13 protein-coding genes and 1 pseudogene are annotated in these 11,183 nt (G+C 64.2%); 7 read left to right on the top strand and 7 right to left on the bottom strand.

Translation table 11 applies throughout. From position 1 onward, the window contains the following. Nucleotides 1-122: 122 nt before the first annotated feature. Nucleotides 123-545: a metallopeptidase family protein gene (locus FJ930_RS14335; RefSeq protein ID WP_140610249.1), complete on the top strand. Its 423-nt coding sequence runs from the start codon at nt 123-125 to the stop codon at nt 543-545. Between the two features lie 162 nt (nt 546-707). On the opposite strand, the gene FJ930_RS14330 is transcribed toward FJ930_RS14335, so the two are convergent. Next, nucleotides 708-914, bottom strand: coding sequence for a DUF1737 domain-containing protein (locus FJ930_RS14330; RefSeq protein WP_027145959.1), 207 nt, complete (start codon nt 912-914; stop codon nt 708-710). A gap of 33 nt (nt 915-947) precedes the next feature. Next, nucleotides 948-1,843 (bottom strand): annotated as a pseudogene (locus tag FJ930_RS14325) (CoA ester lyase). A gap of 533 nt (nt 1,844-2,376) precedes the next feature. Here FJ930_RS14325 and FJ930_RS14320 point away from each other — a divergent pair. Genes FJ930_RS14320 through FJ930_RS14305 form a run of 4 tightly spaced genes read left to right on the top strand, consistent with a single transcriptional unit; the run spans nt 2,377 to nt 6,410 of the window. Further along, nucleotides 2,377-2,916, top strand: coding sequence for a DUF4153 domain-containing protein (locus tag FJ930_RS14320; RefSeq protein ID WP_348642725.1), 540 nt, complete (start codon nt 2,377-2,379; stop codon nt 2,914-2,916). Between the two features lie 3 nt (nt 2,917-2,919). Next, nucleotides 2,920-3,612: a response regulator transcription factor gene (locus FJ930_RS14315; protein ID WP_141838471.1), complete on the top strand. Its 693-nt coding sequence runs from the start codon at nt 2,920-2,922 to the stop codon at nt 3,610-3,612. Then, nucleotides 3,603-5,204, top strand: coding sequence for an ATP-binding protein (locus FJ930_RS14310; protein ID WP_141838469.1), 1,602 nt, complete (start codon nt 3,603-3,605; stop codon nt 5,202-5,204). The genes FJ930_RS14315 and FJ930_RS14310 overlap by 10 nt, the downstream gene beginning before the upstream one ends. Before the next feature lie 39 nt (nt 5,205-5,243). Beyond that, on the top strand, nt 5,244-6,410 hold the full coding sequence (locus FJ930_RS14305; protein ID WP_141838467.1) for an FAD-binding oxidoreductase: 1,167 nt from the start codon (nt 5,244-5,246) through the stop codon (nt 6,408-6,410). Between the two features lie 169 nt (nt 6,411-6,579). On the opposite strand, the gene FJ930_RS14300 is transcribed toward FJ930_RS14305, so the two are convergent. From FJ930_RS14300 to FJ930_RS14280, 5 genes are all read right to left on the bottom strand, one after another. Next, on the bottom strand, nt 6,580-7,200 hold the full coding sequence (locus tag FJ930_RS14300) for a DUF72 domain-containing protein (protein ID WP_348642724.1): 621 nt from the start codon (nt 7,198-7,200) through the stop codon (nt 6,580-6,582). A 66-nt stretch (nt 7,201-7,266) separates the two neighbouring features. Next, the gene (locus FJ930_RS14295; protein WP_140740389.1) at nt 7,267-7,758 is read right to left on the bottom strand and encodes an SRPBCC domain-containing protein; all 492 of its coding nucleotides are present in this window, start codon (nt 7,756-7,758) and stop codon (nt 7,267-7,269) included. A gap of 42 nt (nt 7,759-7,800) precedes the next feature. Next, nucleotides 7,801-8,247: an SRPBCC family protein gene (locus FJ930_RS14290; RefSeq protein ID WP_141838464.1), complete on the bottom strand. Its 447-nt coding sequence runs from the start codon at nt 8,245-8,247 to the stop codon at nt 7,801-7,803. After that, nucleotides 8,244-8,558, bottom strand: coding sequence for a metalloregulator ArsR/SmtB family transcription factor (locus FJ930_RS14285; protein WP_140740799.1), 315 nt, complete (start codon nt 8,556-8,558; stop codon nt 8,244-8,246). The genes FJ930_RS14290 and FJ930_RS14285 overlap by 4 nt, the downstream gene beginning before the upstream one ends. A 90-nt stretch (nt 8,559-8,648) precedes the next feature. After that, a complete protein-coding gene (locus FJ930_RS14280) occupies nt 8,649-9,074 on the bottom strand; it encodes a GNAT family N-acetyltransferase (RefSeq protein ID WP_140740386.1) in 426 nt (141 codons plus the stop codon). A 152-nt stretch (nt 9,075-9,226) separates the two neighbouring features. Between FJ930_RS14280 and leuD the strand changes: the two genes are divergently transcribed. Both leuD and FJ930_RS14270 read left to right on the top strand, forming a co-directional pair. Next, nucleotides 9,227-9,832: a 3-isopropylmalate dehydratase small subunit gene (gene leuD / locus FJ930_RS14275; protein WP_141838462.1), complete on the top strand. Its 606-nt coding sequence runs from the start codon at nt 9,227-9,229 to the stop codon at nt 9,830-9,832. A 70-nt stretch (nt 9,833-9,902) separates the two neighbouring features. Beyond that, nucleotides 9,903-10,832 carry a hypothetical protein gene (locus FJ930_RS14270; RefSeq protein WP_141838460.1) on the top strand — a complete coding sequence of 310 codons (930 nt, stop codon included), beginning with the start codon at nt 9,903-9,905 and terminating at the stop codon, nt 10,830-10,832. The last annotated feature ends 351 nt before the right edge of the window (nt 10,833-11,183 follow it).

Raw genomic sequence — 11,183 nt, 5'->3', positions numbered from 1 at the left:
GGAAGAGTCAAGCAGAGTCACGAGGAATTTATTCCTTCCGGCCCACACGGCACAGGCGTGGCGACCGGCCGATTTGCCTCGACCCGTCCGAAAGCCTATATGCCGGGATCAAAGGATAAAGCATGGCCCGCATCTACAAGACCCGTACCTGGCACGACCAGTTCTCGCCCTCGATGGAGGAATTGGAGTTCCTGGCGCTGGAGTCCTATGCCCATCTGCCGGAAGAGTTTCGCAAGCTGACCGGCGAGATCGTCATCCAGATCGCCGAATTCCCGACCGACGAGATCATGGACGATTTGTCGCTGGAAACGCCGTTCGACCTGCTCGGCCTGTTCGAGGGGCGCGGCATCGCCGAACGCTGGAACCCGCAGACCGGCGAAGGCCCGAACCGCATCACGCTCTATCGCCGCGCCATGCTCGACTACTGGGCCGAAAACGAGGAAACGCTGGGCGACATCGTCACCCACGTGCTGATCCACGAGATCGGTCATCATTTCGGCCTGTCGGACGATGATATGGAGCGGATCGAGGAAGCTGCCGAGTAGGCTATGCTGACATTCAGGTGAGGCCGGCCTGCAAATGGTGGTCCCCTGCGCTTCCGGTGCTCACGTACCCGAAAGTACGCTCCGCTCCGGTTCTCGGACACCACCATTTTCGACTCGGCCTGACCTGAATCTCAGCACAGCCTGTGTCGGCGCCACGCACGATTACCAGTCGCTGAGCTTGGTGTCCGGTCCATACTCCTGACCGTCGACATCCTTCACCACCGCCTGGCCGCAGCGCATCGTCTTGGCTTTCTTGTCATAGGCGTAGGTCGGCGAGCCGAACAGGTGCCAGCCCTTGTTCAGCGCCGCCGTCACCTTGTGGCAGAAGCTGGCGTCGTCCGGGGCAGTCAGAAATCGATAGAGTTTCATGGTTCAGGTCCTGTCGTGAATAGGTTAGCCGGATCATGCGCCGATGGCGGCGGCCTTCGCCAGCAGTTTTTCGGCCTGCGCCAGATGCAGCCGCTCGACCATCCTGCCGTCCAGCGCGATCACGCCCTTGCCGGCATTTTCGGCAAGCGCGAAGGCGTCCTTCACCGCGCGGGCCTCGGCCACCGCCGCGGCGGATGGCGCAAAGGCGCGGTTCGCCGCTCCGATCTGCGCCGGGTGGATCAAGGTCTTGCCGTCGAACCCCATGGCGGCGGCTTCCCCGCATTCCCGCGCGAAGGTTTCCGCGTCGCGAAAATCGTTGAACACCCCGTCAACCATGTCGAGGCCACCGGCGCGCGCCGCCAGCAGCATCTGCATCAGCCATGGCATGAGATAGCGGCGGTCCGGCATCGCCAGCACGCCGGTATCCTTGATCAGGTCGTTTGTTCGGCAACGAAACAATCCAGCCGCGAGGCGGGATCGCGGCCAAGCTCGGCGATGGCGCCGATATTGAGCATGGCCTTGGGCGTTTCGATCATCGCCCATAGTTTCACGCTGTCGGGGGCGAAATTGTCGTCCAGCACATCGCCAACCTCGAGCACGTCGCGCGGCGTGTCGACCTTGGGCAGCAGAATGCCATCCGGCTCCGCCTTCGCCATGGCCATCAGGTCGTCGGTACCCCATTCGCTGGAAAGCGCGTTGACGCGCACGATCATCTCGCGGCGCCGGCCAATCCGGTCGGCATCCGGGCGGTTGGAGAAAATGCGGGCCAGCCTGTCGCGGGCGGCGATCTTGTCGGCCGGAGCGACGGCATCCTCAAGGTCGATGATGACGGCATCGCAGGAAAGCTGCTCGATCTTGGCCAGCGCCTTGTCGTTGGAGGCCGGGACGTAGAGCACCGAGCGGCGCGGGCGATAGGGTTTGGTCGTCATGCCCGATCTATGCCGGTTGCGGCTGGTCGAGGCAAGCGTGGAGAGGCAGGCACCAGCCACGTCGAAGTTGGCGCCGCCCCTCATTGCCCTGCCGGGCATTTCTCCCCGTATAGGGACGGGGAGAAAGGGGCAGTTTCGGCCTCGGCGCTTGTTCTTCAGCGTAGGCGATTGGCGAAATGATCGCGACAGCGGCCCTCTCCCCGTCCCTATACGGGGAGTTGAGAAGTGGTCCGCGCAGCGGACGAAAAGCCAATTGCTTGGCTTTTCGAACGACAAACGTCGCCTCGACCCTGCACGAAAACTGCACGCGATTGCCGAAAACCTCCTCGGATCCGCCCTGCCGCCTCCCCGCCGGCCTGCCAGACAGGCGGCATGCACAAGCCAGTCAAACTCCCTTGGTCCCTGCCTTACCGGCTGCGCAGCGAAGGCTGGTGGCTGGTCGAGCGGCCACGCGCGCAGCCGGCGGCGACCCTCATTCCTTTCATCCGCAAATGCCCGCCGACAAATCGGCCGAAAGCCTTGGGGAAGAGGTCATGACGTCATTGTTCACCGCCGCGCCGGGCCATGGCAACCGCTTCGGCGCAGCCGTACTGGCGTATCGCGGCCTCGTCTGGATGGGGCTGGTGGCGGCCGGGCTTGCCCTGATCATCGCCCGCATCGCGCTCGGAAAATCCAATGAATGGCTCTCGTCCGCCAATCTTCTGACGTTATCGGCGACGCTTTATGCCTGCTGCTTCATCGATTTCGCGGCAACGATCGCCACCTACAATGTCGACCATTCCCAAGAAATGACCGGACAAGGCATCCCCCTCGACGTCTGGTACCTGCGCTCGCTCGGCCCGGGCGCGTTTCCGGCGCTCGATCGTTTCCTCGATCACCAGGGCAGGACGGCTGGAGCCGGCGCTACACGCGAACTTGCCAGACTGCGTGGCGTCGACGAGGGATGGTACCGCAGCGCCCTGGAAAACTGGCGCGCCTGGAGCTTTCGCGACTGGCGCCTGCTTGGCTATCTCGACACCAGGGCCCTACCTGTGATTCCCTCCGTTTCCGAACCCTTCGCGCCGGGCCGCTGATCCATGCCGCATCATATCCTCGTCGCCGACGACGACCCGCATATCCGCGAAGTGATCTGCTTCGCGCTGGAAAAGGCCGGCATGAAGACAGCCGCCGTATCGGATGGCGCCGCCGCCCTGCAGGCGATCGAGCGGCGCGCGCCCGACCTTGTCGTGCTCGACATCGGCATGCCTGAAATGGACGGGCTGGAGGTCTGCCGCCGGCTGCGGCAGCGTTCCGACGTGCCGGTGCTGTTCCTGTCCGCGCGGGACGAAGAAATAGACCGCATCCTTGGCCTGGAAATGGGTGGCGACGACTACGTGACAAAGCCGTTCAGCCCGCGCGAGCTGGTCGCCCGTGTCAATGTCATCCTGCGCCGCGCCCGCCCGGCGGCGCCCGAACCGATCGACGACAGGGAGTTCGCTCACGGCAAGCTCGCCTTGGCGCCGGCCAGTCATAGCGCCAGCTTCGACGGCAAGCCGCTTGCCCTGACGGGCATCGAATTCTCGATCCTGAAAGGGTTTCTGGCGCGGCCGACGCATGTGCTCCACCGCGACGCGGTGATGGCCAGTGCCTATGCCGGCAAGATCCATGTCGCCGACCGCACCGTCGACAGCCATATCCGCAACATCCGCGCCAAGCTGGCGGCGGTGGGTTGCCCCGAAGTCATCGAGACCGTGCACGGCGTCGGCTTCCGGCTCGGCCGATGCGGCTGACGACATCCCGCAAATGGATCGGCCGCAAATGGCGGCCGCGCCTTGCCACCGTCGTCGTCGCCATCCTGATCCTGGTGATGGCCTTGCCGCTGGTCGGCCTGTTCTTCTTCCGCCTCTACGAGAACCAGCTGATCCGCCAGACCGAGGCGGAGCTGATCGCGCAAGGCGCGGCCATCGCCGCCATCTATGCGCAGGAGGTGCGCGACGCCGGCATTCTACCGGACAAGCTCGGCGCGCCGATGCCGCAGGCTGGTGGAAGCGCGAGCCGGGACACCAACCCCGACGGGCCATACCGGCCGATCGAGCCGCGCCTCGATCTGGCTTCGGATTATGTGCTTCCGACAAGGCCGGCGGCGATGCAAGCGACCGCCGATCCCGCCTTCGCCGCGATCGGCACGCGCCTGTCCGGCATTCTCGACGCGACGCAGAAAACCACGCTGGCCGGCTTCCGGTTGCTCGATCCCCGGGGCGTCGTCATCGCCGGGCGCGACGAGGTCGGGCAGTCGCTGGCCGAGGTCCAGGAGGTGCGCGCCGCGCTTGACGGCCGCTATGCCAGCGCGCTCCGGCTGCGCATTTCCGACCAGCCGGCGCCGCCGCTCTATTCGGTCAGCCGCGGCACCAGGGTGCGCGTCTTCGTCGCTTTGCCCGTGGCCGTCGACGGCCATGTCGCCGGCGTGGTCTATGTCTCGCGGACACCCAACAACATCGTCAAGCATCTCTATGGCGAGCGCGGCAAGGTGACGTTGGCGGCCATCGCCATCCTCGGCGGCACCCTGCTCATCGGCCTGGTGTTCCTGCGCGCCGTCAGCCGGCCGATCTATGCGCTGATCGACCGCACCCAGCGCATCGCCGCCGGCGAGCGTGACGCGATCCGGCCGCTCGACCATCACGGCACCTACGAAATGGCGGAGCTTTCCGCCGCTTTCCTCGACATGGCGGAAAAGCTGCAAGCGCGCTCAGACAGCATCCAGACCTTCGCCACCCATGTCTCGCACGAGCTCAAATCGCCGCTGACGGCGATCCAGGGCGCGGCCGAGCTGCTACGCGATTCCGGCTCGGCGATGGACGATGCCGAGCGGCGGCGCTTCTCCAACAACATCGTTACCGATGCAGGGCGGCTCAACCTGCTGGTCCGGCGCCTGCTCGATCTGGCGCGAGCCGAAAACCTCGCGCCCAGCGGCGAAAGCACCTCGGTCAGGTCGGCGCTGGCGCTGCTTCCTGTCGACACCAGGCTGGCGGTTCGCGTCGAGGCGGGCGGCGATCTGACCTTGCGCATATCGGCCGAAAACGCGGCAATCGTGCTAGGCAATCTCATCGACAATTCCGCTAGGCACGGCGCGACGCTGGTTTCGATCACCGCCGCAAGCGCCGGCGGCAAGGCGACATTGCTGGTCGGCGACGACGGCGCCGGCATCTCATCGAGCAACCGGGCGCGCATCTTCGAGCCGTTCTTCACGACGCGGCGTGAGTCCGGTGGCACCGGCATGGGCCTCGGCATCGTGCTGGCCCTCCTGAAAGCGCATGATGGTATGATCCGGCTGGTTGACAGCGAGCGCGGCACGCGCTTCGAGATTATCCTGCCTGCCGCCTAGCTTCTCGATCCGCGGCTCGACTTGGAAAGGGCATAAAGCGTGCGCTACGACATCGTCATCATCGGCGGGGCCATCGTCGGATCCTCGATCGCCTACTATCTGCGTGAGGAAGGGTTTTCCGGCTCGATCGCGCTGATCGAACGCGATCCGCAATTCTCCCATGCCGCGACGACGCTATCCATGGCCTCGATCCGTCAGCAATTCTCAATTCCGGAAAACATCCGCCTGTCGCAATTCACGCTGCAGCTGTTCCGGCGGCTGAAGGAGACTTTTGGTTCCGATGCCGATATCGGCTTTCGCGAGGGCGGCTATCTCATCCTTGCCGGCGAGGCGGGGCTGCCGATCCTCAAGGCCAACCACGAGGCGCAGGTCGCCGAAGGCGCCGACATCCTTTTCGAGGATGCCGGCCAGCTGACGCGTCGTTTCCCCTGGCTGTCGGCGGAAGGCATCGCCGCAGGCGCCTATGGCCGCACCGGCGAAGGCTGGTTCGACGCGCATGCGATGCTGATGCTGTTTCGCAAGGCGCTGCGGGACAAGAAAATCGATCTCATCACGGCTGATGTCACCGGCATCGCGCGGCAGGGCAACCAGGTTACCGGCGTGAGCCTCGACAATGGCGAAACGCTGGAGGCCGGCATTGTCGTCAACGCCGCCGGGCCGAATGCCGGCAAGGTCGCCGCCCTTGCCGGGCTGGCGCTGCCGGTCGAGCCGCGCAAGCGCAACGTCTTCGTCTTCGAGGCGCGTGAGAAATATGCCGACATGCCGCTGCTGGTCGACCCCTCCGGCATCTATGTCAGGCCGGAAGGCTCGGTCTATCTCACCGGCGGCGCCGAGTCGGAAGAGGGCGACGGCCCTGCAAATCCCGGGGATTTCGAGGTCGACTGGCCGCTGTTCGAAGAGGTGATCTGGCCGGTGCTGGCGACCCGCATTCCGGCCTTCGAGGCGATCAAGCCGACCCGCGCCTGGGCTGGCCATTATGATTACAACACGCTCGACCAGAACGCGGTGATCGGCCCGCACCCGGAGGTCGGCAATTTCCTCTTCGCCAACGGTTTTTCCGGCCACGGCCTGCAGCAGGCGCCGGCGGTCGGCAAGGCGCTGGCCGAGTTGATCGTCCATGGCGGCTACCGGACCATCGATTGCTCGCCGTTCGGATACGAGCGTGTCGCCGAAGGGCGCGCGTTCCGGGAATTGAATGTGATCTGAGGCACGGGACAATCATCGAAGTTTGCCAAGGCGTCCCAGGGTCTTCGGCCTAGTCTGAAGTCGGGGCAACCATCTCATCGACAGCGAGAGCGTTGCCGAGCGCATGTCCCTTGGCCGTGTTGTCGAAGATGCCCCAGACCTCGGCACCCGATGCGGCGGCCTGCACCTGTCAGCCGATCCGGGCGAGGCTTTCGGCATCGTAGTCCGAATAATAGACGCGCGGCGCGCCATGCCAGCGGAAATAGGCAAGGCCGGGCCAGCCGCCCGGCACCGCGGCTGCCGGCACCGGCGCCGGGTCGGCGGCGACACGCGCGATGCGGCGGTCGGCCAGAAGCGCTTCCGCCTCGGCATCGAACCAGCTGGGATGGCGCGGTTCGCAGACCAGCCTGGTCTGGGTCCGCTTTTCCAACATGTCGAGGAAACCGCCCGCGACGTCCGGCTCGAACGGCAAACTCGGCGGCAATTGCACTAATAGCACGCTCAGCTTTGCGGCGAGGCCTTCGACCTGCTGGAGAAAGACATCGGCAAGCGTTTCGCAGCCGACGAGACGATGCTCATGGGTTATCGTCTTCGGCATCTTCACGGCGAAGCGGAAATGCTCCGGCACCGAACCTGCCCAGCGTTCATAAGTCTCGCGACGATGCGGCTTGTAGAAGGACGTGTCGATCTCGACGATGGGCAGCCGCGTGGCATAGCGTTCGAGACGGGAACCGGACTGCGGGAAATCATCCTTGTATGGCGTGGAAATCCCCCAGCCCGCCGTGCCTATGAACGTTCTGCGGTTTGTCATGCCTGGTGATGTGGCTCGACCGATGTGTAGATCAAGGCAGAACCGCATCGCTGCCGGGGCGCTATTTTAAGCAGCCGCACGCCCTTGCGAGTCAAAATATCCCGCCAGCCAAGTGAGCACCCGCGCCCAGCCATCGGCATGCTCGGCAGCGGCTTCCGCCAAGCCGGCAAAACCGCCATGGCAAATGGTGAGCCGCGTGCCGGCGGCGACAGGCTGCAGCAGCCAGGCGACCGTGGTTTGCCGCCGGCCAAGCGTGGGATGGTCCCATGCATAAGCTCGCGTCTGCACGATCCGGCGCGGCGCTTCGATCTCCAGGAATTCGCCGCCCGCCGGCAGGCAGCTGCCGTCAGACGTGCGGACGACAACCGTCCAGCAGCCGCCGACGCGAAGGTCGGCGGACCATTGGACCATCCGGTAGGTGCCGGCAGACCCCCACCATTGCTCGATCTCCCTGCTGACCAGCGCGCGGAAGATGCGTTCCGCAGGCGCTTCTATCTCGGCGGATGCCATGATCGTTTCGCCATTGGTCATGCTCTGCACCGTGGGAACGTGCATCATGGAAGCCTCCGAACAAGTTTGTTTCGGTAGTGACATGATCCTTCATGCCTTGGATGGCGGGCGCTCGAAACCCTTGCCGGTCTCGAGCAGGCTCTTGAGGCTGGCCAGCACCAGCGGCCAGCCCTTGGCGACATTCCCGATCAGTCTGTGCGGCCCATCGGCCTCGTGAGTGACGGCAAGCTTCATCAATTCGCCGTCCTGTTCGATGGTGAAGGTGCAGCGCGTGTAGCCGTCTTCCTTCACCTCGGGCATCCATTCATTGCGCCATTTGATGACGAGGCGCCGCGGCGGGTCGATATCGAGGATCTCGCCACTGTCGGCGACGCGTCCGTCGGGAAAGATCAGCTTCCAGCTGGAGCCCACTTTCCAATCGCTCTCCTGATAGGAGCAGAGGAAGAACTGCCGGTTGAATTCCGGGTCGGTCAGCGCTTCCCAAAGTTTTTCGGGCGTGGTGCGGATGTAGGTCACGTAAACGAAGGCGTTGCTCATGGCTCGTCCCTTTCAAGGCGTTTCTTCAAGTCGCTGAGGGCGGTCAGCCGTCCCCGCTCGAATTTGCCGATCCAGCGTTCGGCGATCTCGTTGATCGGAACCGGGTTGAGGTAATGCTCCTTCTCGCGCCCCTTGCGGATGGTGGTGACGAGGTTTGCTTCTTCCAGGATTGCCAGATGCTTGGTCACCGCCTGCCGTGTCATGTCCATCTCCGCGCATAGCGCGTTCAGCGTCTGCCCGTTCCTGGCATGGAGGCTATCAAGCAATTGCCGGCGTGTCGGGTCGGCCAGGGCGCGAAAGACGGCATCCATGCTCATGGCTTTAATATGCAACCATTTGGTTGCATGTCAAGTGGCAAAATCGGGCGTCTTTGCCGGCCAGATGCGGTCACAGGAGAAAAATCAGCGTTCGCGGGAGAACCAGAAGGCGTCCGGCATGCGCTTCATGCCGATGCGCTCGTAGAAGCCGGCGGCGTCGGGCACGGAAACCAGGCTGATGGCGACGGAGGGGCCGAGTTGCCGCCGCGCCTCGTCCATCAGGCCCTTGCCGACGCCAAGCCCTTGCGCGGCTTGCGAGACGGCGAGATCGGAGATGTAACAAACCCAGGAGAAGTCCGTCATGGCGCGGGCCATGCCGATCAGCGGCTTGCCTTCGATGTCGAGACGCGCGGTCAGCACCAGATTGGCACCCGACAGCATCGCCTGCAGCCTGTGTGCGTCGTCGACGGGACGGATCTCGCCGAGGCCGGAGTCCACCAGCACACGGCGGAATTCGGCAACGCCGAGGCCAGTTTCACGGGCGTAGAGGACGTGGGAGTTTTCCGACATCGCGCCAGAGTGCACCACCGGGCCATGAATTCGAAGCCGTTTGTGCGCGACCCCCAATGCCGGCGCGCACAAACAGTTGCCTTTTATTTGCCCGCGGCTTTGTGTAAACCGACCTCAACAAAATCCCCGCAACGAAAACACGGGCCAAAGCCATGGAAAAATTCACCAAGCTCACCGGCGTCGCCGCGCCCATGCCGATCGTCAATGTCGATACCGACATGATCATCCCGAAGGATTATCTCAAGACGATCAAGCGCACCGGGCTTGGCACCGGCCTGTTCGCCGAAATGCGCTACAAGGACGACGGTTCGGAAAACCCGGATTTCGTGCTCAACAAGCCAGCCTACCGCAAGGCGCAGATCCTCGTCGCCGGCGACAATTTCGGCTGCGGTTCGAGCCGCGAGCATGCGCCGTGGGCGCTGCTCGATTTCGGCATCCGTTGCGTCATTTCGACCTCGTTCGCCGACATCTTCTACAACAACTGCTTCAAGAACGGCGTGCTGCCCATCACCGTCAGTCCCGAGGACCTGGAGAAGCTGATGGACGACGCGTCGCGCGGCTCCAACGCCACTCTGTCGGTCGATCTCGAAGCCAAGGAAATCCGGGGTCCCGATGGTGGCGTCGTCAAGTTCGACCTCGACGAGTTCAAGCGGCACTGCATGCTCAATGGGCTCGACGACATCGGCCTGACCATGGAGAAGGCCGGCGCCATCGCTTCGTTCGAGAAGCGCAACGCCGAACAGCGCCCCTGGGCCTGAGCGGCACCGTCCGGAACGGATAGCCCGGCCTCCCAGGCCGGGTTCGCGGCGACTGAAGGGAGGGACAGTCATGACACGTTCGCTTCTTGCCGGCATTTGCGGCCTGGCCTTGTTGCTGCCGCCTGCCGTCAGCGCGGTCGCGCAGACACAGACGCCCGCCGCGCAGCCGGCACCGGCAATGGATCAGCCGGCAGCCGGCCAGGGAACGAACGCCGCCGACGCTACCGACGACGACCAGCAGGCGCCGGTGCCGTTCGAGGGCGGCCAACTGACCATCACCCAGAAGGAACAGTATGGCGAGAAGGTGCTGTCCTATGACGGCCAGCAACTGGCCAGCAACTACGACGTTTTTTTTGACAAGATCGTCAAGATCGGCGATGTCAACGTCGCGCTGGTGGATGTCGGTGACGGCGGCAATCAATGCGGCCCGGCCAAGGTCATCGTCTGGAAGCCGAAAGACGGCAAAATCCAGACCACCACTGTCGAGCAGGACCAATGCGGCGCGCCGCCGGCAGCTGTCTCCGACAACGCCATCTATTTCGTGCCCTACCTGTTGCCGGGGGATGAGAAGCCGGCGCTGCAGTGGTCGCCGACATCAGGGCTGACCACATCGGGCAACCTGACCTACATGCCGGAGCCCGGCACCGACTGGAAGGATATCGACCCGTCGAAATACGACAATATCATCGACACCTTCCACAATGAGGCCGTCTACAAGGAAGCCGAAAAGCTGCTCGGCAAGGGCCTGCCCGACATGGCGACAAGCCTGCTGGTTGGCGGCGGCACGGAAAAGACCGCTTCGGGCGCCTTCTACGCCAGCGGCTGCGTGCCGCATGATTGCGGCGGCAATGACGGCTTCATGGCGGTCGACCCCGCCAACCAAAAGCTCTACTTCGCCCGCCGCGGCGACAATGGCCAGCCGAACGCATGGCCGGCGGTGACGACATGGCCTGCCGACGTGAAGGAGGCGCTGGACAAAGCGCTGGGCTCGCCGAATTAGGGTTCTGCGACAAGGCAATCGGATACGTACGGCCTCCACCCATCTCTGTCGTGGATGTGGTGGTGGAAATCCATTCCGTTGAGTTCCCGCCCACCCCCCTCTGCCCTGCCGGGCATCTCCCCCGCAAGGGGGGAGATCGGCAGATCCGGCGCTCCGCTCGTTCCAGCAACGCTGGAGAGTAGCGAAATCTGTCGAGTGCGGGATCTCCCCCCTTGCGGGGGAGATGGCCGGCAGGCCAGAGGGGGGGTGCTGTCCCGCCGACATCACAAGCGTTTGCACCGTCATTCCGACCGGCTTGGCCCATGGCCGGATCGACCTCTTGCCTGCAAGATGACCTGAACAAACCCGCGA

Source organism: Mesorhizobium sp. B2-4-15, from assembly GCF_006658505.1.
GTDB lineage: Bacteria > Pseudomonadota > Alphaproteobacteria > Rhizobiales > Rhizobiaceae > Mesorhizobium.
This window is presented reverse-complemented; position numbering and strand designations above follow the sequence as displayed.